This is a genomic window from Micromonospora arida, assembly GCF_042873195.1.
GTDB classification, from domain to species: domain Bacteria; phylum Actinomycetota; class Actinomycetes; order Mycobacteriales; family Micromonosporaceae; genus Micromonospora; species Micromonospora arida.
Map to the genome: position 1 here is coordinate 156498 of NZ_JBIALC010000014.1, position 21685 is coordinate 178182.

At 72.1% G+C, this 21685-nt stretch carries 20 protein-coding genes; 9 read left to right on the forward strand and 11 right to left on the reverse strand.

Annotated elements, in window-relative coordinates; all coding sequences use genetic code 11:
• The first annotated feature begins 2 nt into the window (after window positions 1–2).
• Entirely contained in the window at window positions 3–1091 is a 1089-nt protein-coding gene (locus ACFYP0_RS29505) for a DNA glycosylase AlkZ-like family protein (protein WP_355498878.1), read from the forward strand.
• Between the two features lie 48 nt (window positions 1092–1139).
• Here the strand turns inward: ACFYP0_RS29505 and ACFYP0_RS29510 are convergent, their stop codons facing one another.
• Genes ACFYP0_RS29510 through ACFYP0_RS29520 form a run of 3 tightly spaced genes read right to left on the reverse strand, consistent with a single transcriptional unit; the run spans window position 1140 to window position 3441 of the window.
• Window positions 1140–2126 (reverse strand): ABC transporter permease, encoded by a 987-nt coding sequence (locus tag ACFYP0_RS29510; protein ID WP_355498881.1) that lies wholly within the window; start codon window positions 2124–2126, stop codon window positions 1140–1142.
• A complete protein-coding gene (locus tag ACFYP0_RS29515; protein ID WP_355498884.1) occupies window positions 2123–3013 on the reverse strand; it encodes an ABC transporter ATP-binding protein in 891 nt (296 codons plus the stop codon). Before ACFYP0_RS29515 ends, ACFYP0_RS29510 begins: the two co-directional genes overlap by 4 nt.
• Before the next feature lie 20 nt (window positions 3014–3033).
• The gene (locus tag ACFYP0_RS29520; RefSeq protein ID WP_112678633.1) at window positions 3034–3441 is read right to left on the reverse strand and encodes a GntR family transcriptional regulator; all 408 of its coding nucleotides are present in this window, start codon (window positions 3439–3441) and stop codon (window positions 3034–3036) included.
• A 264-nt stretch (window positions 3442–3705) separates the two neighbouring features.
• Between ACFYP0_RS29520 and ACFYP0_RS29525 the strand changes: the two genes are divergently transcribed.
• Window positions 3706–4974, forward strand: coding sequence for an Nramp family divalent metal transporter (locus tag ACFYP0_RS29525; protein WP_112624877.1), 1269 nt, complete (start codon window positions 3706–3708; stop codon window positions 4972–4974).
• Between the two features lie 203 nt (window positions 4975–5177).
• Here the strand turns inward: ACFYP0_RS29525 and ACFYP0_RS29530 are convergent, their stop codons facing one another.
• The 3 genes from ACFYP0_RS29530 to ACFYP0_RS29540 all read right to left on the reverse strand — a co-directional run bounded on the left by ACFYP0_RS29530 (window position 5178) and on the right by ACFYP0_RS29540 (window position 9028).
• Window positions 5178–5450: a hypothetical protein gene (locus tag ACFYP0_RS29530; protein WP_112698206.1), complete on the reverse strand. Its 273-nt coding sequence runs from the start codon at window positions 5448–5450 to the stop codon at window positions 5178–5180.
• A gap of 177 nt (window positions 5451–5627) precedes the next feature.
• Window positions 5628–7931 carry a M64 family metallopeptidase gene (locus tag ACFYP0_RS29535; protein WP_355498888.1) on the reverse strand — a complete coding sequence of 768 codons (2304 nt, stop codon included), beginning with the start codon at window positions 7929–7931 and terminating at the stop codon, window positions 5628–5630.
• Window positions 7932–8068: 137 nt separating this feature from the next.
• A complete protein-coding gene (locus ACFYP0_RS29540; RefSeq protein WP_355498891.1) occupies window positions 8069–9028 on the reverse strand; it encodes a hypothetical protein in 960 nt (319 codons plus the stop codon).
• Between the two features lie 151 nt (window positions 9029–9179).
• On the opposite strand from ACFYP0_RS29540, the gene ACFYP0_RS29545 reads away from it, so the two are divergent.
• From ACFYP0_RS29545 to ACFYP0_RS29560, 4 genes are all read left to right on the forward strand, one after another.
• A complete protein-coding gene (locus ACFYP0_RS29545) occupies window positions 9180–10313 on the forward strand; it encodes a hypothetical protein (RefSeq protein ID WP_355498894.1) in 1134 nt (377 codons plus the stop codon).
• Window positions 10314–10342: 29 nt separating this feature from the next.
• Window positions 10343–11392 (forward strand): NAD(P)H-dependent flavin oxidoreductase, encoded by a 1050-nt coding sequence (locus ACFYP0_RS29550; protein WP_386998298.1) that lies wholly within the window; start codon window positions 10343–10345, stop codon window positions 11390–11392.
• Window positions 11393–11460: 68 nt separating this feature from the next.
• Window positions 11461–12564 carry an SRPBCC domain-containing protein gene (locus ACFYP0_RS29555; RefSeq protein ID WP_386998299.1) on the forward strand — a complete coding sequence of 368 codons (1104 nt, stop codon included), beginning with the start codon at window positions 11461–11463 and terminating at the stop codon, window positions 12562–12564.
• 13 nt (window positions 12565–12577) lie between these two features.
• Complete coding sequence (locus ACFYP0_RS29560; RefSeq protein ID WP_386998300.1) at window positions 12578–13213, forward strand: CG0192-related protein; 636 nt, start codon at window positions 12578–12580, stop codon at window positions 13211–13213.
• Between the two features lie 45 nt (window positions 13214–13258).
• Here ACFYP0_RS29560 and ACFYP0_RS29565 read toward each other — a convergent pair whose 3' ends face one another.
• Complete coding sequence (locus ACFYP0_RS29565; RefSeq protein WP_386998301.1) at window positions 13259–15295, reverse strand: glycosyl hydrolase family 28-related protein; 2037 nt, start codon at window positions 15293–15295, stop codon at window positions 13259–13261.
• A gap of 219 nt (window positions 15296–15514) precedes the next feature.
• Here ACFYP0_RS29565 and ACFYP0_RS29570 point away from each other — a divergent pair, with 219 nt between their 5' ends.
• From ACFYP0_RS29570 to ACFYP0_RS29580, 3 genes are all read left to right on the forward strand, one after another.
• A complete protein-coding gene (locus ACFYP0_RS29570; RefSeq protein WP_355498905.1) occupies window positions 15515–16603 on the forward strand; it encodes a PIN domain-containing protein in 1089 nt (362 codons plus the stop codon).
• A gap of 294 nt (window positions 16604–16897) precedes the next feature.
• Window positions 16898–17119 carry a hypothetical protein gene (locus ACFYP0_RS29575; RefSeq protein ID WP_030335934.1) on the forward strand — a complete coding sequence of 74 codons (222 nt, stop codon included), beginning with the start codon at window positions 16898–16900 and terminating at the stop codon, window positions 17117–17119.
• Window positions 17120–17503: 384 nt separating this feature from the next.
• Window positions 17504–17662, forward strand: coding sequence for a hypothetical protein (locus tag ACFYP0_RS29580; RefSeq protein WP_355498908.1), 159 nt, complete (start codon window positions 17504–17506; stop codon window positions 17660–17662).
• A 113-nt stretch (window positions 17663–17775) separates the two neighbouring features.
• Here ACFYP0_RS29580 and ACFYP0_RS29585 read toward each other — a convergent pair whose 3' ends face one another.
• The 4 genes from ACFYP0_RS29585 to ACFYP0_RS29600 all read right to left on the reverse strand — a co-directional run bounded on the left by ACFYP0_RS29585 (window position 17776) and on the right by ACFYP0_RS29600 (window position 21664).
• On the reverse strand, window positions 17776–18324 hold the full coding sequence (locus tag ACFYP0_RS29585) for a DUF1062 domain-containing protein (RefSeq protein WP_355498911.1): 549 nt from the start codon (window positions 18322–18324) through the stop codon (window positions 17776–17778).
• Between the two features lie 238 nt (window positions 18325–18562).
• The gene (locus ACFYP0_RS29590; RefSeq protein WP_355498914.1) at window positions 18563–19624 is read right to left on the reverse strand and encodes a Gfo/Idh/MocA family oxidoreductase; all 1062 of its coding nucleotides are present in this window, start codon (window positions 19622–19624) and stop codon (window positions 18563–18565) included.
• Between the two features lie 94 nt (window positions 19625–19718).
• The gene (locus ACFYP0_RS29595) at window positions 19719–20384 is read right to left on the reverse strand and encodes a response regulator transcription factor (RefSeq protein ID WP_355498917.1); all 666 of its coding nucleotides are present in this window, start codon (window positions 20382–20384) and stop codon (window positions 19719–19721) included.
• Window positions 20372–21664 (reverse strand): sensor histidine kinase, encoded by a 1293-nt coding sequence (locus tag ACFYP0_RS29600; RefSeq protein WP_355498920.1) that lies wholly within the window; start codon window positions 21662–21664, stop codon window positions 20372–20374. Before ACFYP0_RS29600 ends, ACFYP0_RS29595 begins: the two co-directional genes overlap by 13 nt.
• Between the last annotated feature and the right edge of the window lie 21 nt (window positions 21665–21685).

Genomic DNA, 21685 nt, shown 5'->3' on the forward strand with positions numbered 1-21685 from the left:
GCGTGGATGTGCACCGACTCGATCGGGCCCAGGCGCGGCGGATCGCCATCCGGGCCCAGCTGCTGGCCGCTCCGCGTCCGACCGACCTGATGACCGTGGTCCGCCAGTTGACCCTGGTACAGATCGACCCGACCGCGGCCGTCGCGCCCAGCGCCGACCTCGTCTGCTGGAGCCGGCTCGGCTCGTCGTACCAGCCAGCGCACATGCGCGAGGCCCTCGAACGGGACCGGACGCTCTTCGAGCACCAGGCGATGGTGCGGCCGATGGACGACCTGGGGCTCTTCCTCGCGGCGATGGCGGCGTCGCCCGGTCATGAGCGCCACCGCGAGTGGCTGCGCGCCAACGACTCGTTCCGGCGAGACGTCCTCGACCTGCTCGGCCGTGCCGGTCCGCTGCTCTCCCGCGACATCCCGGACACGAGCGCCGTGCCCTGGCCGTCGTCGGGCTGGACCAACAACCGCAACGTCACCCAGATGCTGGAGTTCCTGGTCCTGCGCGGCGAGGTCGCGATCGCCGGCCGCCAGGGCCGACAGCGGCTCTGGGACGTGGCCGAGCGGGTCTACCCGGCCGACGTCCCCGTCATCGAGCTGGAGCAGGCGCGCCGACTTCGCAACGAGCGACGGCTGCGGGCGCTGGGCATCGCTCGGGAGAAGGCGGTGGTCGTGCCCGGCGAGCCGGCCGAGGTCGATGACGCCGGCGAGCCAGCGATCATCGAGGGCGTCGCGGGGGAGTGGCGAGTGGACCCGGCCGCGCTCGGTCAGCCCTTCACCGGGCGTACGGCGCTGTTGTCGCCGTTCGACCGGCTGGTGCACGACCGGGTCCGCCTCGCCGACCTCTTCGAGTACGAGTACGTGCTGGAGATGTACAAGCCCAGGGCGAGTCGGCGGTGGGGCTACTTCGCGCTGCCGATCCTGCACGGCGATCGGCTGGTCGGAAAGGTGGACGCCACGGCCGAGCGTCGGCGCGGCACGCTCGCCGTGCACGCCGTCCACGAGGACGTGCCCTTCACGCCCGAGGTGACCCGGGCCGTGCACGAGGAGCTGCACGACCTGGCGTCCTGGCTGTCGCTGACCGTCGAGGGCCTGCGCTGACGGGTGATCGCCGAGGCCCCCGCTCCCCGACGAGCACCCGTCGCCCAGCTACGCGATCCGGCGGACCCGGCGGATGGCCAGGTAGAGCAGCAGCACGGCGAGGGCGACGAAGATGCCCGTCTCGATGCCCTGGAACAGCCAGAATCGGTCCGCCGGTTGGTAGAGCTGCCAGTTGTACGCGCCCGGTTCCAGGCCCAACTCGGCCCCGCAGACCCGACCGTCCGGCCCCTTCCCGCCCGGCGGGCACTGGATCCGGCCGTCCGAGACCAACTCTCCGTCGGGGTTACGGATGCCCTGGGCGAGGACCCAGTCCCCCCGGCTGATCTCCGGCGGCCCTTCCCCCTCAATGGGGAAGGTCTGGGTGCGGGCCGGCTGGTAGTGCGGTCGGGCCAGGATCGCCACAGCCGCCCGTACCCCGATGAACCCGGCGAGGGTGATGCCCATGGCGGGCAGCATCCGCTTCCAGACGGTGCCGACGAAGACGCCGAGCGCGACGGCGAAGAGGGTGTAGCCGATCGGCGCGACGCCCTGCAGGTCGAAGACGATCACGCCGAACCGACCCTCGAACGCGGCCTGGGTGAGCGGGTCGACCCACCACGACATGCCCAGCCCGTAGACCGCTGCGAGGAGCACGACCGCCGCGCCCACCAGCCCGAACTTCACCACGGCCCAGCGGGTCCGGCCGACGCCCTGGGTCCAGACGAACCGGTGCGTGCCCTGCTCCACCTCGCGGGCGACGAGCGGGGCACCCCAGAACAGGCCGACAAGCGCCGGCAGGGTGATCAGCAGGACGGCCACCAGGTTCAGGCTGCCGTACTTGTTGCTGAAGCGGTGGAACCCCGCGTCGCAGGTCGCCCGGGTCGCCTGCGCCACGTCGGCGCGGGCGAGTTGGCTGGCACAGTCGGTCAGCCCGAGGTCGGCGAAGGTGTGCCGCATCGCGATGCCGATCGGCACCAGCAGGGCAGCGAGCGCCACGAGCGCCAGCAGCGTGTAGAACGCCTGCTTGCGGTGTTGCCGCCAGGTCAACCAGATCATGCTGCTACCCCCCACTCGCTGTGACTGGTCTTCGTGGTGCCGTCGGCCAGGTATGCCAGCACGACGTCCTCCAGGCTCACCTCGCGGACCGTCCAGGCCGGATCGGTGACCGGCCCGTCGGCGCGGACCAGCAACGTGGACTGCCGGTCGGTGTGGCTGGCCCGGACCACTGCGGCGACGCCCCCGATGACGCCGCCGTCGTGTCGCGGCCCGACGAGCTGCCGGTGCTCGGCGACCAGGTCGTCGACCGCGCCGGTGAGCTGCACCTGGGAGGCGTTCAGCACGATCAGGTAGTCACAGACCCGTTCCAGGTCGGCCAGCAGGTGCGAGGAAAGCAGAACGGTGGTGCCCGACTCCGCGACGCTGCCCATCAACGACTGGAGGAACTCCCGTCGAGCCAGCGGGTCGAGGCTGGCGACCGGTTCGTCGAGCAGCAGCAGCCGCGGCTGCTTCGCCAGCGCCAGAGCAAGCGCGACCTGGGCCCGTTGACCGCCGGAGAGCTTGCCGACCGGCTTGTCCGGCGGGATGCCGAGCTGCGCCAGCCGGGTTCGGGCCAACGTCGCGTCCCACCGCTTGTTCAGCTTGTCGCCGGCGATGACCAACTCGGACGCCGTGAAGTCCCGGTACAACGGGGTGTCCTGGGCGACGAACCCGATGTCGGCCAGTCCCTCCGTGTCGCCGTACGGGGAGCGACCGAACACCCGGACCGTGCCGGCATCGGGTTTGAGCAGCCCGACGGCCAGGTGCAGCAGCGTGCTCTTGCCCGCGCCGTTCGGCCCGACCAGCGCGGCGATCCGGCCGGCCGGCAGATGCAGCGAGCAGTCCCGTAACGCCCAGGTGCTGCCGTACCGCTTGCCGAGCCGGTCTGCTTCCAAGACCATGTCCATCCCTTGTCCTCTCGTTCCGCTCACGCGGGCTCCTTCTGTGGGGCGTCGTCGGCGAGGGTGGCGCGCAGCGTCGTCTCCACCAGGGCGATGACGTCCTCGGCCGTGAGGCCGGCGGCTTGCGCTCGGTGCAGCCAGGCGACCAGGTCGTCGCGCAGCTCGGCCTGGTTGGGCAGGGACGCGCTGGCCAGGGTGCGCTGGACGAACGTGCCCACCCCGGGTCGGCCGCCGACCAGACCCTCGATCTCCAACTCCCGGTACGCCTTCAGCACCGTGTTCGGGTTGATCGCCAGGGATTGCGCGACGTCCCGGACCTTCGGCAACTGGTCCCCCGGTGTCAGCAGGCCAACCCGTAGCGCCTGTTTCACCTGCTGCACGAGCTGCATGTAGGTGTTCACCTTCGACCGGCTGTCCAGTACGAACTCGATCACTCCCGATGATCCTTCCTGTTGTCCTACGACAGTAGGACTAATAGACAGCTTCATCGGTGACCCACCGGCTGTCAAGCCCGGCGCGGCATGTTCTGTTCGGGCGCGGCGCGTCTCATCCGGCGCGCCGCTTGCTGGTCGTCGGGCGCATCGGGCCCGGCGCGGCGGGCAGGACCCTGGTGGCACCGGCAGGCCACCGGTTGGCACCCAAGGGTCAGCCCGCGGGGAAGGAGCCGGCAGCGATCCGTGTGGACGGGGAGGTGTCGGGTGGTCACCAACGAACTGACGACGTCGAGGGCGACTCCACTACAGGCCGCTCGCGCCCGGGGCCGCGTACGCGGGCGGTTGATCCTGCTCGGCCCGGCGTTCGTCGCCGCCGTCGCGTACGTCGACCCCGGCAACTTCGCCACCAACTCCGCTGCCGGCGCCCGCTACGGCTACCTGCTGGTCTGGGTCGTGGTGGTGGCCAACCTGATGGCGATGCTGGTGCAGACGCTCACCGCGAAGCTGGGTCTGGCCACCGGGCGCAGCCTGCCCGAGTTGTGTCGGGAACGCCTACCCCGGCCGGTGAACCGGGTGATGTGGGTGCAGGCCGAGTTGGTCGCCATGGCCACCGACCTGGCCGAGGTGATCGGTGGCGCGGTCGCCCTGTACCTGCTCTTCGGCATCCCCCTGCTGCCCGGCGGGATCATCATCGGCACGGCCGCGTTCGCCGTGCTCGCCCTGCGCTCGCGCGGCTACCGAGCCTTCGAAGTTGTCATCGCCGTCCTGCTCGGGGTGATCGTCCTGGCCTTCGCCGCCAACCTGCTCGCCTCCGGCTCCGACCCTGCCTCGGCCATGGCCGGTCTGGTGCCGCGCCTACAGGGCACGGACAGCGTGCTGTTGGCCGCCGGCATCCTCGGCGCGACAGTCATGCCGCACGTCATCTACGTGCACTCCGCGCTCACCCGCGACCGCATTCCCGCCGCCGACGACACCGAGCGTCGGATCCTGTTCCGGGGCCAGCGCACCGACGTGCTGCTCGCCCTGAGCGCGGCCGGCGCGGTCAACCTCGCCATGCTGCTGATCGCCGCGGCCAGCTTCCGGGGCGGCGGCCCGGGTGGTGCGGACAGCCTGGAGGGGGTGCACGCCGGGCTCGGCCAGACCATCGGGACCGCCGCCGCGTTTGGGTTCGCCGTCGCCCTGCTGGTCTCCGGGCTCGCCTCCACGAGCGTCGGCACCTACGCCGGAGAGGTGATCATGCAGGGCTTCCTGCGTCGGCGGGTGCCGCTGCTGCTGCGTCGGTTGGTCACCCTGCTGCCCGCGCTGGCCGTGCTCGCCATCGGCCTCGACCCGACCCGGGCGCTCGTGCTGTCCCAGGTCATCCTCAGCTTCGGCATCCCGTTCGCGCTGATCCCGGTGGTCGCCTTCACCCGCCGCCGCGACCTGATGGGCAACCTGGTCAACCACCCGCTCACCACCGCCGCCGCGTCCCTGGTGGCCGTGCTGGTGGTCGCGCTCAACGCGTTCCTCCTCTGGCAGGTCGTCGCCGGCTGAGCCGGCTGGTCGGCGTCGCCGGCTGAGCCGGTCGGCGCTGGCGTGAGCGGGGCTGGCTGCCTGGGCCCGGACATCCCCACGAGCGTTATGCCTGTGAGTCATTCTCATGACTCACAGGCATAACGCGTTGAAGACCATGTCGGGCCGGACCCCGTGTGGGCGGCCATCCCTGTGGGCGGATGGGCCGGTGGGAGCGGTCGTGGTCAGGTGCGCCGCCCCTCGTCGCGGGTCGGGATCTCCTGGCGCTGTTCGAGGGCGTCCGCCGGGTTGGCGTCGGCTGGCAGCGACGTCACCTCTTCGAGCGTGCCCGCCGGGAAGGCGCCCTGCTCGGCCAGGTCGGCCTCGGCGGCCTCCGGGTCGACATCACCCGACACCCGGTCCGGCGGCCCGACGTCGAACGCGTCCTGCCGTTGTTCCAGGGCATCCGCCTCCGGCGGGGGGAACGTGCCGCCCTGTTCGTCCCGGTACGTGCTCATCGGAGCCTCCCACCCGGCGGGTGTCGACATGCCGCCGGGCCGCTGCCTACCCGTCAGCGCCGCACTCACGCCGCCACGCTGGTCAAGATCTGGGCAGTTTCAGGGAAGGCGCTGCCTCCGCAGGCGGCGGAAGCAGCCCCTCCCCGGTAGTTGCGCGGATCTTGGGAGGGTCTGGCGTCACGCCCGGCGGCAGTGGCCTGCGGTCGGCTTTCGTACCGTGGTGGGTGCCCTCAGGTCGACCGGGCTCGGGCCGCCCGAGCAGGCCAACGCGCCCACCTGGCCGCCGGCGAGGATGGGCGCCGATGCGGTGCCGGTCAGCGCCAACGGCCCGGCCACCCGGGCCCCCACCATCGTGACGTGGTCGGTGGTGCCGGTCAGCGCCACCGCGCCGCGTACCTCGGTGTTCAGCACCTCGACGGCCGTGGCACGGGACGCCGTCAGATTCCCGGCGATCGAGGAGCCCTGGGCGACCAGGGCGGCGCCGGGCGCGACGGTGATCGGGCCGGTCACGGTTGCCGCGCGCAGGCAGGTGACACCGCCGGTGACGGTCAGCGGGCCGGCGTGTCGGCCGGTGACCACTGTGGTGCAGGCCGGTGGTGGCGGGATCAGGGTGGCCACGAACGCCCGGGCCGGCCCGATGTTGCCGACGGCGTCGATGCCTCGGTACTCGACGCGGTGCCGGCCGTACCCGGGAGACCGCTCAGCGAACGGGGACACGGACAGGCCGCCCGAGCCGAGGTTGCCGTAGACCAGGCCGTCCACGTCGGTGCCGGTGGCGGTGAACAGGAACGGCGATCGGGCATCGGTGGGCCAGCCGTAGTAGTTGTGCCACCCGTCGCCGTCGAGCCGGAACTCCGAGGTGACCTGGCCGGTGCCGTCGTCGGTGCCGGTCAACCCCATGGTGAACGGGCCGTTGTACACGTACTCGGTGGGTCGGCCGGGCCGGGTGACGGTGAGCAACGGCTCGGAGAGGGCGTACGCCACGTCGGGCCGCGTCGCGTCGACCGTCCAGGTGCGGGTCACCGTCCTCCCGGTGCCCGGCTCGTCTACCCGGGCGGTCAGCCGGTGGGTACCCCGCGACAGGCGCAGCGCGCCCAGGTCCACGTCGCGGTCGGTGCCGGTGTCGGCCACCGGCCTGCCGTCGAGTGTCCAGCGCACGCGTGGCGCCCGATCGGTGGGCTGGTTGGTCCGCACGTACACCACGTCGTGCGCGCCGACCGGCCGGTCGGTCGCGGTGGACGCGGTGATCGCCAACGGCGACTCCACCACCGGGGTACGCACCGCGGTGTCCACGGTCCAGGCGCGGGTCTGGGTCAGCGCCGGTGAGCTGCGGACCGCAGGGTCGCGGACGAACTCCGTCGGGTCGGTCACCGTGGCGGTCACCGTGTGCCGGCCGGGAGAGAGCCGTAGTTTCCGCAGGTCCAGGTGGCGGGCATTGCCGGTACGAGGCACCGCTCTGCCGTCCACCGACCATGTCACTGTCAGCGCGTGGCTCACCGGGTGCAGGGTGTCCACCCAGAGCAGCCGGTCCACACCGACCGCCTGATCGGTGGCCGTGCCGCCCTGAACGATGCCGACCCGGGCGGCGATCCGTTCGGTCATGCGCTCCCGGCCGACCTGGTCGAAGTAGAAGCCCAGCGACTTCATCATCGAATGCCGGCTCGGTCGCCACACCCCACGCTGGAGGTACAGGCCGCCCTCGTAGCGGCCGATCGTTCCGCCCGCCTCGCTCGGCTCACCCAGCCAGCGCCACCACTTGGCCCGGGTGTCGCGCATCTGCCGCTCGGTCAGCACGGTGTGATGCACCGAGCCCGGTTCCGGCCCGCTGTAGGTGTCGCCCGGCACCCCACGGCCGTAGTAGTCGTACTCGTCCTGCAAGCCACCGAGCGAGTGCCCCAGCTCGTGCGGACTGATCAGCGCGGAGAGCGCGTTGCCGCCGGAGGCGGTGGCGTTGCTGCCGCCGGCCCCACCGTAGGTGCCGCTGTTGGCCAGCGCGATCAACTGGCGGTTGCCGGGGTTGGTGCCGCCGGCCAGGTCGGCGTACGCGTTCGCGGCGGCGCCGTCGACCGTGAGCAGACGCTGCACGCTCGCCGGGTTGCAACCACCCCAGAAGCCCATGCCCAGCGCGGTGTCGCGTCGCGGCGCGGACAGGCCGGGGTCGCAGTCCACCCCGGACTCCGCCGAGACGATCTCCACGGCGTAGACGTTGAAGTAGCTGCGGTAGGACTTGAACGGCTCGATCGTCCACAGGGTGTTGAGGTGCCGGTCCACGTGTGCTCGGAAAGAGGGTAGGTCGGCCTCGGTGTAACCGTCGCCCAGCAGCACCAGGTTGAACCGCGTCGCCGGGTCACCGGTGACCTGGATCGGCACCACGGTGGCGCCGGCCACCGGGACGGCGGCCGGTGTGGCGGCGGCCGGTGTGGCGACCGTCAGTCCCGCCGCGACCAGCGCCGCGACACACAACCCCACTTTGATCCGCACCCTGCGCCCCTTCCATGGCCGGTCGGCCTGGCGGTGCCGGGCGCCGGGCCCGGCGGGGGCGCCGTCGTCCGGGCCTGCCGCGACAGTGGACATCTCGGACCGTACCGGTCTGAGCACCGACAGGTAACCCTCGGCGGTCAGTCGGCCGTCGCCTCGGGTGTGGTGTTCCGGCGGGTTCCGGCGGCCAGCGCCAGCGCCAGCAGCGCGCACACCGCGCCGACCAGGAAGAGCAGCGAGGCGGCCGGCTGGCCCAGCCACTCCCAGTACGGGTGCCAGGCCGGATGGGCCTCGCCGAGGTGGTGGTACAGCAGCTGCGGTGCGGCCAGCAACACCGGCAGCCACCACAGCACCGTGGCCACACCGATCAGGCCGTTCACCGTGGCGCGGCTACGGCGTTCCTCGGTGCGTCGGCTGGCCCAGCCGAAGACCAGCCAACCGGCCACCGCGCCCAGCACCGTGCCGAGCACTCCGGCGGGGACCACCAGGGTCGGCGGCGCGCGGTGCAGCTCGACCGAGAGGTAGCTGGCGTCGACGGCTGTCTGCGAGGAGATCGACGCGTTCAGGATGGTGTCGCCACGTCGGGCGGTCAGCTCGGTGTCGGTGACCGCCCGCGGGGTGGCGCACATCTTGTCCGCGCAGCTCACGCGGTCGGACACCTGTTGTTCGTACACCCGCCAGCCGGCACCGGTCAGGCGCTCCCGGGCCACCGAGACGATCTGCTCGGCGGGCACCGGTGGCGCGCCGAGGGCGCCGGCGCCGGTGGCGCTCTCCTGGTACTCGCCGCCGTCACCGAGCACCAGGGTCTTGACCGTCGACAGGCGCAGCGCGTGCCCGTAGACGACGAAGAGCGCCGGCGGGGTGTCGATCTCGCCGAGGTCGTGGCCGGGAAAGACCTCGGTGAGGATGGCGGCGGCCTCGGCCCGGTCGGGTTGCGGTCGGGAGGTCTCCCAGGCGGCCCGGCTGGCCAGGGCGCCGGTGAAGAGGCCGCAGACGACAGCGGCGAGCGGCACCCATGCGACGGCGGAGCCGCCGGCCGGGCGGCCGAGGCGGCGCAGCAGCCGCCGTGCGAACCGGGTGGCCCGCGCGGTGTCGCTCACGGACATGTCCACCCTCCGGCGTGAAGATCAGGCGGAGCGACAGTACATCGACCAGGGGTCCCGGCGCGTCCCCCGGATGACCGCCGACCGTGGCCGGGATCGGCCAGGATGGGCGGGTGGCCGGTCACGGCCGCGACGAGGAGGGTGGGCGATGCGGGGACGTGGACGGTTGACCTGGGGGCGGCGTGCTCGTGCGGGGGCGGTGGTGACCGCGTTGCTCGCGGGCGTGGTACCGCCGGCCGTGGTGCTGGTGCCGGGCGCTGCCACGGCGGGCGCTGCCGCGGCGGGCGCTGCCGCGGCGGCGGGGACGCCGGTCTGCCAGGTGCGCGACGACCGGCTGCGCGAGATCTCCGGGATGGTCGCCACCGACGACGGGTACGTGGTGATCAACGACGGGGCCGACGACGAGGCCCGCCGTCGGATCTTCTTCCTCGACCAGCGCTGCGCGGTGGTGCGCACCGTCTCCTTCCCGTCCCGGCCCCGCGACACCGAGGACCTGGCCATCGGCCGGGACGGCACCGTCTGGGTCGCCGACATCGGTGACAACGACCGTTCCCGGCCGACGGTCGGTGTGTGGCGGCTGGCGCCGGGGGCGAAGCAGCCGGTGCTGCACCGGATGACCTACCCGGACCGTCCGCACGACGCCGAGGCGCTGCTGCTCGACGCGTCCGGTCGGCCGCTGATCGTCACCAAGGGCGGCAGTGGCACGGTCTTCCTGTACGCGCCGGCCACCGCGCTGCGGTCGGACGCGACGACGCCGCTGACCGCACTCGGCCAGGTGACAGTGCCCTCGACCACGACCAGCAACCCGTTCTCGTTCCTGGGGCGCGGGGTGATCACCGGCGCGGCGAGCGCGCCGGACGGACGGCGGGTGGTGCTGCGCAGCTACGCCGACGCCTTCGAGTACGACGTGCCCGACGGCGACGTGGTCCGCGCGTTGACCACCGGCACCCCGCGGATCACGCCCTTGCCGGACGAGCCCCAGGGCGAGTCGATCACCTACAGTCGCGACGGTCGGTCGTTGCTCACCGTCTCCGAGTCCGCCGGTCAACCAGCAGGCACCCGCTCGACGATCCTGCGCTACCCGGCCACCGCCAGCGCGGCCACGGCTGCGCCCTCCACGGAGTCCGTCGACCCGGTGTCGCCCACGGCGGTCCGTCCGGCTGCCGGGGAGATCGGCGGCGGGGCTGGGCGGACCTGGCCGCTGGCCCTCGGCGCGGGAACACTGCTGATCCTGCTCGGGTTGGCCGGCGTGCTGTGGTGGAGGCACACCGCGCGCCGGTGAGCGGGCCGGGCCTGCGGCAGGATGGGGGGATGTCCGTCCTGTCCACGTTGCGCCACCCGATCATCGCCGCCCCGATGGCTGGTGGCCCGTCCACGCCCGCGCTGGTGGCCGCCGTGTCCGCCGCGGGTGGGTTGGGCTTCCTCGCCGCCGGGATGATCGACACCGGCCGGCTGGTCGCCGACGTCGCCGAGGTCCGCGCGCGTACCGACCGGCCGTTCGGTGTGAACCTCTTCCTGCCCGACCCCGGCGGCGTCGACGAGGCCGCCGTCCGGGCGTACGCCGAACGGCTCGCCCCGCAGGCCGCGCAACGCGGCGTGAGCCTGGGCGAGCCGGTGGGCGGCGACGACGCGTACCCGGAGAAGTTGGCCGCGCTGCTCGCGGACCCGGTCCCGGTCGTGTCCTTCGTTTTCGGGCTGCCCGACCGGGCGGCGGTGACCGCCCTGCGCGAGCGGGGCACCGAGGTGTGGGCCACCGTCACCCGCCCGGACGCCGCGACCGCCGCCGCCGACCTTGGCGTGGACGCGGTGGTGGTGCAGGGCACCGAGGCCGGTGGGCATCGCGGCGGCCTGCCGGACGACGACGACTACGGGTTGCTGCCGCTGCTCCGACTGACCGCCGCCCGCTGTGACCGGCCGTTGGTGGCCGCGGGTGGCCTCGTCGACGGCCCCTCGGTGGCCGCCGTGCTGACTGCCGGCGCTGCCGCCGCGCAACTCGGCACGGCCTTCCTGCGCTGCCCGGAGGCGGGCAGTTCGCCGATGCACCGGGCAGCGGTTGCCAGTGCCACGCCGACCGCGTTGACCCGGGCGTACACCGGTAAGCGGGCCCGTGGCGTGGCCAACGACTTCCTGCGCCAGCACGACGCGGTGGCACCGAGCGGTTACCCCCAGGTGCTGCACCTGACGCGTCCACTGCTCGCCGCGGCCCGGCGCGACGCGGACGCATCGGTGACCAACCTGTGGGCCGGGCAGGCGCACCCGCTGGCCCGGGACGTGCCGGCGGCGCAGGTGGTCGCCGAGGTGAGCGCCGACGCCCGGGCCGCGCTGGCCACAGTGGTCGAGCGGTCCAGCCGCTGGGGCTGAGCAGGACGCCGGCAACCGCGCCGGGCGGGCGGGACAGGGCCAGGCGGGCAACCCGTTAGAGTCTCGCCGTGATCGAGATCGGTGCGCAGGTCGAGCTGTCCCACCCGGCTGAGCGGGTCTGGCGCGCTCTGACCGATCGGGAGTTGCTCGGCCGGTGGATCGCCGAGGCCGAGATGGTCGAGGGCGTACCGGACCGGCTGCTGCTGCACACCGCCGGCCTGCCCGGCTTCCAGGCCGACGTCGAGGTCGAGGTGACCGAGCGGCAGGAGCCGGACCTCCTCGTGCTGGCCTGCGACGAGGCCGGCCGGCTCAGCGAGGTGACCTGCGACGTCACGGCCACGACTCAGGGCTGCCGGCTGGAGGTGCGGGAGGTCACCACGCACGGCGGGTGGTCGGTCGAGCAGCAGAAGCCACGCGAGCAGCAACTCCGGCAGGCGCTGACGGTACGACTGCCGGCCATTCTCGACTGGCTCGCCTTCCAGCAGGTCGACCTGCGCCGGGCCGACGGTGGGATGACCGCGGAACTGCCGCTGATCGGCGTACGTGGCAGGGCCGGTCGCAACCCCCGTCGGCGTCGTACGGTCGTCGTCGCCGTGGTCGCCGGCGCCGTCCTGCTGGCGGGGACCGCGGCATGGGTGACGTTGCCGCCCGACTCGAAGCCGGTCGCCGCGCCCGCACCGACCGCGACGGCGTCCGCGTTGCCGACCGCGACGGCCGGCAGGGCGACGGTCGTCTCCACGGCGACCCCCTCGGCGCGCCCCTCCCGGGCCACCGCATCGGCGACCACCCGGCCGAGCCGGACCCCGTCGGCGAAGCCCTCGCTGGCGCCCACGTCGGCTGCCCCACCTCCGCCTTCGGCGCCGTCCGTCACGGCCCGCTACGAGACCGAATCCGACCGACTGTTCGGCTACACCGGAGAGATCGTGGTCGGCAACCCCGGCGGCGCACCGGTGGCGGACTGGGCCGTGGTGGTCACCCTCGCCGAAGGCACCACCGTCGACGACGTCGACGGCGCGACCTGGCGACAGGACCGACGGGTGATCACCTTCACCGGAGCGGCGGTGGCGGCCGGGGGATCCCAGACGATCAGCTTCGACGTCCGCGACAGCCGGCCGAACGCCCGGGAGCCGGAGAGCTGCACGATCGGCGGGCAACCCTGCGCGGGCCTCTGACTAGGCTGCCGTCATGGCATTGCTGCACAGGGCCACCCTGCACCCCACGAAGCTGGACCTGCTGACGGCCTGGCTGCCCTCACGACAGTGGTTCGCCGGACCGCCCGGCGTCGGGGTGGTGAGCCGGGGCGCCTACCGCTTCGACGACCCGGCCGGCGAGGTCGGCATCGAGACGATGCTGGTCAGCGCCGCCGACGGGCCGGTCCACCATGTTCCGCTCACCTACCGCGCCGCGCCTCTCGACGGTGCGGACGGCTGGCTGGTCGGCACCACCGAGCATTCGGTGCTCGGCCGGCGCTGGGTGTACGACGGCTGCGTCGACCCGGTGTACGCGGCCGCGCTCGCCCACGCGATCCTCACCGGCAGCGGCCAGGCGGAGCAGTACTTCGAGGTCGACGGCCGGCGCGAGGTGCGTGAGCCGACCATGACGGTCGTCGTCGACGGCGTGGCCGACGCCCAGGCACCGGCCGTCGGCGCGGTACGACGGGTGGTCGATGAGGACCAGACGCTCATCGACACCGACACCGTCGAGCTGGTCGTCGTGCGCCGGCCGGGTGCCGGGGCCGACGGGCCGGCCGGGGGCACGCTGAGCGGCAGATGGGACGGTCGGTCCACGGCCGTGCCGCTGGCGTACGTCAGGACGCGCTGATCTGTGCGCGGTGGGCGGCCCGATCGCTCGGGCCGCCCACCGCTGTCACCACTGTGCCGGAGGCGGGGGCGGCGACACGGGCGGCCGGTCGTCGCAGGTGATGGTGTTGGGCAGCAGCCACGGCGCGAGCCACCCGCCGTCGTTGCCGCCGAGGTCGGTCAGTGTGAACTCCGAGCCGGCCGGGGTGAAGTGGAACGATCCGCAGTTGTTGACGCCGACCGCGCCCACGTTGCGGGCGTCCACGTTGGCGAACGAGGCGGACCCGGCCGCGCGGGCGCTGACCACCGAGGTGCCGGTGCCGTCGACCCGGACGTCCCGGAAGCGCGCATCGGAGATCGAGTAGAGATCCTTCACCGGCCAGTCGCTGACCAGCATGATCGCGTTGTACGTGTTGTCCAGGTACGCGTCGCCGGTCACCTCGATGGGTGCCTCGATGCTGCGATCCAGGGCGAAGACCCAGATCGCGCCCAGCCCGATGTTCCAGTTCAGCTCGTACGTGCCGGCGCGAGCGGTCGTGTTGTTGGTGAACCGCAGGTGCCCGGTGAACGGCTCTGCGCCGAATCGGGCCCCGGCATGCAGGCCGCTGCCCTCGCGTACCGGGTCGGCGACCAGGTTGTGCGAGACGGTGGTGTCGGTGCCGCCGTAGATGGCGATGCCGTTGGCCAGGGTCGGTGACTGCATGGTGTTGTGGTCGAACGTGTTCCGTGCGTTGGCCGTCTTCTCCGACCACATCGCCAGGCCGTCGTCGCCGGTGTTGCGGACGAAGTTGTGCGACACGAGGGAGTCGGTCACGCCGGTGTGGAAGTTGAGCGCGTCGGCGATCTGGTCGACGATGATGTTGTTGGTGACCCGGACGTTGCGCATCGGGCCGTCGAACCACAGGCCCGCCTTGGTGTGGTGCAGGTAGAGCCCGTCGATGGTGGAGTCGCTCATCGCCCCACCGATCGCGTTGACTTGGTCGGTGTCGATGCGCTCCCGCACGTCGCCCTCGATGGCGAAGCCGGAGAGGTGCACGCCACGGCTCCCGCCGTCGGCGGCGTCCCGCCCGTAGAACCCGACTCCGGTGTGCACCGAGCCGTCCGGCGCGGGCGTCGGCAGGGCGACCTCGCGACCCTTGATGGTGGTGTACCAGTTTCCGGCGCCCTCGATGGTCACGTCGTCGACGATGATGTGCCGGTTGACCTGGTAGGTGCCCGGCGGGATGTACACCTTGAGGTGGGCGCGCCGAGCGAAGGCGATGGCCCGGTCCAGCGCGTCGGCGGAATCCCGCCGGCCGGTGGGGTCGGCGCCGAACGCGAGCACGTTCGCGGCGAGCAGCCGGACGTGCGGCGGCGCGACCAACTCGGAGTCGAGCAGGTCGATGACCGTCCAGGCGGCGGCGCTGCCGGGCGGCGCGGTGAGCCGGACCGTGTCGCCGGCCCGGTAGGTACGTCCGAGCAGCAGCCGCTGCTCGTCGTAGAAGTGGGTGGGCCGGAACGGCTTGGTGATGCTCGGGTACGGCGTGGTGGCCGACGGCACGCACTGGCATTCGGTGATCCACCAGTCCGGGTGCAACAGACCGGCCTGCGGGTCGTTGGTGAACGGGTACTGGTTGTAGAGCCACGAGTACTGCGACGTGAGTGTCATGGTGCGCAGGTGCTTGCCGTTGACGGCGACCCGCAGCGGCGCGGTGATCCCACCACCCTGCGGCGCGTCCGGGATGCTGTACCGCACGGTGATCCCGTTCGCCGCGCTGGGCAGGACGAACTCCACGTACTCCCCGGGGGTGAGCCGGACCGCCCGGCGGCCGGAAGCCTCCGCGGGCAACGTGTAGGCGGTCCGGTCGGGCCCGATGATCTCGCCGTTGGTGCGGGCGCTCTCCGCTTCCTGCTCGAGAAAGTCGACGTCCGCGCCGCGTCCGGCGACCAGCGCCGGATCGAGGGCGGCCCGGGTGACCACCGGCTGCGCGCCGGCGGACGCGGGTGGACTGGCGGCGGCCGCGGTGGGCCCGGCGACCAGCACGGCGAGACCGGCCGCGAGCGCGACGGCGGTGCCGCTGGGCCGGCCGGGGCGTCCCCGCGCCGGCGTGAGGCTGCGAAACATCGGTGACCCTCCTGAATGGGTGGTGGTGGAGGTCCGCCCGGCGTTCCCCCGACGCCCGACATTGATCGTCATGATGCAGCACCGGACAGGGCACTGCAAGACACCTATCGAACAACGAAAATAAACGACTATCAAGCCGCAAGAAATGGACGGTCGTCGAGTTGAGGTGTCGCGCGTCGTCCGCCCCGACCAGCTCACGCCCGGCGTAGGCTGATCCGCGTGGATCAAGAAGACCGGATTGCCCTCTTCCTCGACTACGAGAACCTCGCGTTGGGCGCGCGCGACCATCGCGGCGGCGCGGCCTTCGACTTCCGGCCCATCGCCGATGCGCTGGCCGAACGAGGTCGGGTGGTGGTCCGCCGGGCGTACGCCGACTGGTCCTACTTCGACGAGGACCGTCGGATGCTCACCCGGTCCCACGTCGAGCTGATCGAGATCCCGCAGCGGATGGGCGCGTCCCGTAAGAACGCCGCGGACATCAAGATGGCCGTCGACGCGATCGAGTTGGCGTTCGAGCGCGACTACATCTCCACCTTCGTGATCTGTAGTGGTGACAGCGACTTCACCCCGCTGGTGCACAAGCTGCGCGAGCTGAACAAGCGGGTCATCGGCGTCGGGGTCGAGGGGTCCACCTCGGGGCTGCTTCCCCCGGCGTGCGACGAGTTCCTGTACTACGACCGCTTGGAGGGCGTGGACATCCCGCCGGCCCGCGGCCGGCGCGCTCGTCCCACCACGCGGCAGGCCGGCGCGGAGCAACGCCCACCCGAGCCGGAGCAGGAGCAGGAGCAGGACCGTCGACCGCAGGACGCGGAGCCCGATCGGGACGTGGACGCCCTCGCCGTGCTCGTCGCCCAGTCGGTCGCCGGGTTGCAGGGCAGCGCCAACGGTGACGTCACCGCCTCCCGGCTCAAGCGCACCCTGCTGCGCAAGGACCCCACCTTCAGCGAGTCCGACTACGGCTTCCGCACCTTCGGCGAACTGCTGCGCCACCTCGCCGAGCGCAACGTGATCGAGCTGGGCGAGGGCCCGGCGAAGGGTGATCCCGAGGTCTCGTTGCCCGAGCACGGCGACCGCGAGGTGGCGTTCGGCCTGCTCCGGGGCGTCGTGGCGGACCTGGGTAGCGGCGGGAACCCGGTGGCGTTGTCCGGGTTGAAGAACCAGGTACGCCGGGCCCGCCCCGACTTCAGCGAGAAGAAGCTCGGCTACCGCAGCTTCCTGCAGTTCTGCAAGGCCGCCGCCACCGCCGGCGTGCTGGACCTGCGCTGGAGCCCCGAAGCCGACGACTACCTTCTGACAACCCAAACCTGACCAGCCCGCCCCAACCTCCTCGTGTCCCCCTCGTGTTGATCAAGAGGTTTGCGTCACCGGGAACGCGATTCATGACGCGAACCTCTTGATCAGCAAAGGTTGGGAGCGGGAGTTGCGGGGAGGGTGCAGAGTGGGGCGGGGTTCCTGATTCGCAAGTCAGGAGCGGGAGAACCGCCCGTTATGGTTGCGAACCGTCAACGGTTGGCCCGAAATGCGTCTGGATTGTCACCCTTGCCCCGGTCCGGGCATACCTGCGCCGTACCCTCGGCGCGGGAATTGCTATACGGTCGGCGAATGAAGGTGGAGGAGCACTGGTGGAACGGAGACACGACCCCGCGCGGGCGCCGGGACGTGTACATCCGTACTGACGGGCAGGGTTGGGAGGTCCGCGCCCAGATCGGTGGGGCGTCGGGTCGTGAGCGGGTGCAGCAGTGCCCAAGCCGGGCCTCGGCGGCCATCCTCGCCGACGCCTGGCGCGGCACCCACCCATCCTGGCGCGAGCTAAAGCAGCGCTGATCCGGCACCGGGCCGGGTCGGCAACGCTCCCGGGCTCCAGCCCGGCGCGCCCGCCGACCGGCCCGGCGCTCGGTAACCACTCACCAACTCGGCTGAGGTCAGCTCGCAGGTCATCCCTTCTGCAGCATGACGGAAGCAACATCTGCCGGAAGCGCCAGCGCCCAGTCCAATTGCGGGCAGCGGTTGTGTTCTCGGCACTCAAAGCAGCCGCCTGCCCGCGGGCCACTACTCCTCATCAAGTGATCAAGTGATGACAAGTAGGTCCCGGGGAGCGGATTGAGCTACTTGTCATCACTTGATCAAGAGATGGCGGAGGGTCTCCGTGTCCCCGCCCTCAAGTCGGGTATCCGAAGGGCTGCCGGTCGCGCCCGATGGAGGTCGCCCATGTCGCAGGGTCCCGACGAGGAGAACCCCAGGATCGACGAGGAGGTCCGAGAGGCCGAGCGTCGGCTCGCCAACCTCGGCACCTCGGCGGACGACGCGCTGACCGACGACGACGCCCGTGCACCGGACGAGGCTTGCTCCGAAGACAGCCCCGATTGATGCTCCGCCTTCGATAGTTGCTTCCGCAGTCCCGCGTCCTCCCGAAAGGGGTGGCCCGATTGCGGGCCTGTCCGGCGGATCGAACCGGACAGGCCCGCAGTCGGCGAAGAGGGTCAGCGCTTCAGCGTGAAGGTGAAGTCCCCGGAGAGCTTGCCGCTCAACCGGAACGCCGAAACGATCTTCCCCTCCGCGATCAGACGATCGACCTCGCCCCGCGACACACCGCAACCCTCCGCGATCAGTCGGGACGGCCGGACCGGGATCCGTGCCGCGTTGCGGACCGCGACGTCGATCACGTCGAGGTCCAGGTGATCCGATCCGCCGGTGTCGAGACGCCAGGCGTCGGTCCAGTCCAGGGCGAATCGGTTTTGGTGCTGCACGGCCGGATCCTGAAGCAGTTCGGCGGTCAGGCCCGGGTCGTTGGCATGGAGCCGGTCCAGCAGTTCGGGTGGGATGGCGCGCACTGTCATCCGTTCCAGGACGGTGAGCTTGGCCGTCTCCCCGCAGGCGGTGCAGAGCGCGAGCAGCCAGACGTCGAGGAGCTTGTGGTTGGCGTTGACACGGAACTTGCCGCTCGCCCGGAGGCGTTGGGACGGGCACGCGTGGCAACGGCGGCGAATGATGGGCAGGCAGGTGGGCACGACGGCCCAGTTTTTGAGCACAGAAGTACACCGGTTTCAGTGAGAAGTCCGCAGCAAAAAGGAGCGCGGCGCACAGGCGCGACGCGCGACAAATCAGCTCTCGGGAGGTCTCACAGGGTGTACAACGGCACGTCCTTGCCTAGACGACCTGGTTGCGCAGCACGGTAACGGCGCACGGCGGCGCCGCTCCACTGGTTTTCGCGTACGCGCCAGGAGCCCGGGTGGCGGGAGGTGCCGACCGGTCGGGTGTCCGCCCCGGTCAGGCGGTCGGCACCGGCAGCACCACACCCTCGGCCGCCGACCGGTGCGCCAGCTCGATCAACTCGACAGTGTGGACGGAGTCCCGGGGGTCCACCGGCATCGGCGCGCCGTCGCGCAGCGCAGCCGCCACCTGGGCGTAGAAGCTCTGGTACGCGCCCGGTTCGGTCGGCACCGGCCGCAGGTCACCGTCGACGCCGAGCAGGCCGTAGCGGTCCGACGGGACCTCGCCCCAGCCCGGCTGGTCCGGTCGGCCACCGTCGTGCAGCGCCGCCTCCTGCACGTCCAGCCCGTAGCTGGTGTAGCCGGCCCGGTCGCCCAGCACCCGCAGGCGCGGCCCGAGTTGAGCGGTCACCGTGCCCATCCACAGGTGCGAGTGCACCCCGTTGGCGTGGGTCAACGCCACGAAGGCGTCGTCGTCGACGGCCGCGCCCGCGCGGCGACGGTCCACCTCCGCGTAGACCCGCTCGACCCGGCCGAACAGCTGCACCGCCTGGTCGACGAGGTGGGCGCCGAGGTCGAAGAGCGCGCCGCCGGCCTCCTCCGGACCGGCGAGCTCCCGCCAGCCCGGCTTGATCGTCGGACGGAACCGCTCGAACCGGGACTCGAAGCGCAGCACCTGCCCCAACTCGCCCTGCTCGACCAGGCGGCGCACGGTCAGAAAGTCGCCGTCCCAGCGCCGGTTCTGGAAGACCGTCAGCGGCACCCCACGCTCGGTCGCCTCGTCGATCAGCACGCGGCCCTCCGCGGCAGTCGGGGAGAGGGGCTTGTCGACGACGACCGGCAGGCCGGCGGCGAGCGCCGCGCGCGCCATCGGCACGTGCTGCCGGTTCGGCGTCGCCACCACGACCAGGTCCAGGGCGTCCGGGGTACGCCACAGCTCGTCGGCGTCGTCGACCAGGCGGGCGTCCGGGAAGTGCTGTCGCGCCTGCTCGCGTCGCTGCGGATCACGGGTCACGATGGCGTCGAGCCGCAGCCCGGGAGTCGCGGCGATCAGCGGCGCGTGGAACACCCTGCCCGCCAGCCCGTACCCCAGCAGACCAACCCGCAGCGCCTTCGCCATGCCGTGCCCCCGTCTCCCTGGTCCGCGCCCTGACCTGGCCCGGTACCGCTGAGAAGAATCTACGCCGGGGGCGGTCGGGCCCGATCTCGGCCCGTCAGCTCACCGGGTCGGCGCGCAGGTAGGTGAGGACCGCGAGCACCCGACGGTTGGTGTCGTCGTTGGGGGGCAGGTCGAGCTTCAGCAGGATGTTGCCGACGTGCTTGCCGACCGCCGCCTCGCTGACGTGCAACCGGCCGGCGATCGACGCGTTGGACCGCCCCTCGGCAAGCAGTGCCAACACCTCGCGTTCCCGGGCGGACAGTGCGGCGAGCGGGTCGCGGGGGCGGTGCAGAAGTTGCCGGACCACGTCCGGGTCGATGGCGGTGCCGCCCCCGGCGACCCGGCGCAGCGTGTCGACGAACTCGGCGACCTCGGCCACCCGGTCCTTGAGCAGGTAGCCGACGCGTTGGCCGTCGCCACTGTCCAGTAGCGCCGCCGCGTACCCGGTCTGCACGTACTGGCTGAGCACCACGACCGGGAGGTCAGGTCGCTCGGTGCGCAGCGTGACGGCCGCGCGCAGCCCGTCGTCGCGGCGGCCCGGCGGCATCCGGATGTCGGTCAGCACCAGGTCCGGTCGGTGGTCGCGGGCCGCAGCCAGCAGGTCCGGTGCGGAGCCGACGGCCGCGCACACAGTGAAGTCGAAGCGGGTCAGCAGTGCGACCAGACCCTCCCGCAGCAGCACCTCGTCCTCGGCGAGCACCACCCGGGTCACCGACGACATGGCAGCTCCACCCGGACCACTGTAGGCCCGCCGGGCGGGCTGGACAGCAGCAGCCGGCCGTCCACGGCGGCGACCCGGTCGGCGAGCCCGGTCAGGCCGGTGCCCCGGGCCGGGTCGGCGCCGCCGTGACCGTCGTCGGTCACCTCGACGACGAGGTCACCGCCGGACCGGGTGAGGCGTACGTCGGCGCGGGTCGCCCGGGCGTGCCGGGCCACGTTGCCCAGCGCCTCGGAGACCACGAAGTAGGCGGTGGTCTCCACGATCTCCGGCAGCTCGTCGTGCAGGTCGGCGTGCACGGCGACCGGGATGGTGGCGGCGTCGGCCAGCTCGCGTACGGCGCCGGCCAGCCCGAGGTCGGTGAGGCTCTGCGGGCGGATGCCGTGCACCAGTTGCCGCAGCATCACCATCAGACCCCGGGCCTGGTCGTGCGCCACGGCGAGTGGTCGGGAGGCCGGGGAGTCCTCGGGTACGTCCAGCCGGGCCAGCCCCAGCTGGAGGGTGAGGCTGGTGAGTCGGGGCTGTGCGCCGTCGTGCAGGTCGCGTTCGATGCGGCGGCGTTCGGCCTCGTACGCGCCGACCAGTCGGGTGCGGGAACGGGTGACCTCGCGCAACGCCGCCGCGTCCACCGGGTGGGCCAGCAACCACCGGGCCACGGCTGCCTGGACGGCGGCGAGCAGACCGATGGCGTACCAGAGCACCGGGATCAGCAACACGCCCACGATGGCGTACGGAATGGCTTCGCCGACGCTGTCGATCGGCTGCCAGATCACCACCGGCTGGTTGGCGTCGCCGGCCAGCCAGGGGCTGGAGATCATTCCGAGGTCGAGCAGCACCAGGACCAGGAACACCCAGTACGCGACCGGCGTGAACCCGCCCAGCCAGAACAGGTACGCCACCTCCCGCCAGGTCGCGGCGCTGCGGTAGCGGGCGACCAGGCCCGGCCACGGCGACGAGGCCAGCGGACGACCGTCGACGAGCCCCACCCGCCACCGCTCGACGACGGCCACCGGGAAGCTCACGAGCGGTGCCAACGCCAACAGGGTGAGGCTGCCGGTCGCCAGGAACAGCATCAGCGCGATGCTCGGCGGTCGGCCGTGCTGTCGGAGCCCGTTGACAGCGGCCAGCAGGGGAGCGCCGATGACCAGCAGCCCGACACCGAGGACACCGGCGATCGGCACGGTGGTCACCAGGTAGGCCAGCGCGCGCCAGGGCCACGCGGAGATCAGCCAGCGGCGGCGGCGTAGCGCCTCGGCCAGGTGCGAAGGGTGTTCCGTGGTCATGCAGCAGACGCTAATCGGGAG